The sequence below is a fragment of the Campylobacter sp. RM9331 genome (assembly GCF_020137685.1).
Lineage (GTDB): Bacteria > Campylobacterota > Campylobacteria > Campylobacterales > Campylobacteraceae > Campylobacter_E.
The window spans coordinates 1-516 of the sequence record NZ_JACGBA010000064.1 but is presented as its reverse complement, the minus strand read 5'-3'; the positions used below and the strand labels follow the sequence as shown (position 1 = coordinate 516).

General features: G+C 31.2%; 1 protein-coding gene. It reads right to left on the bottom strand.

Annotation, left to right across the window (positions count from 1 at the left end):
* The coding region (locus AVBRAN9331_RS09775; RefSeq protein ID WP_442862306.1) for a Cj0814 family flagellar-dependent secreted protein at positions 1 to 464 on the bottom strand (464 nt) is incomplete at its 3' end.
* Between the last annotated feature and the right edge of the window lie 52 nt (positions 465 to 516).

Genomic DNA, 516 nt, shown 5'->3' with positions numbered 1-516 from the left:
CCGCCACTCATCTTGCCCCAATAAGTTCTCTCGCCTTCTACTAAAAAATGATTATTTCTTAATACGGCTATTAATATTCCACCACGACTTACATCTCCTTGATTGTTTTTATAATTATCGCCTTTAGCGTCCCATAAAATAGAATAACCTTGAGAAAAACTATCGCTATGCACGGGAAACATATCCATTTTGCCATCACCATCATAATGAAATAGTGTATCAGCACCCTTTATTCTTTGAAAATCTCGTGCATGAATATTCTTATCATTATAATCTTCAAAATCATATCTAGTTTGTAAAATCTTGCCTACACTAAAGGTACTATTATCTATCTCAAACCCACATGGCAAATTGTTAATATCTTCTTTACTAAAAAATTCTTTAGAGTTTAAAAAATCTTCACTTACAACTTGGCTTAAGACTTTATAAGCATTTCCAACGCTTTTTGCTATATCAATTTCCATGAATCTTTTACCTATTATATGAGCTTTATTGTTTTGTTCTACTAAAGATTTT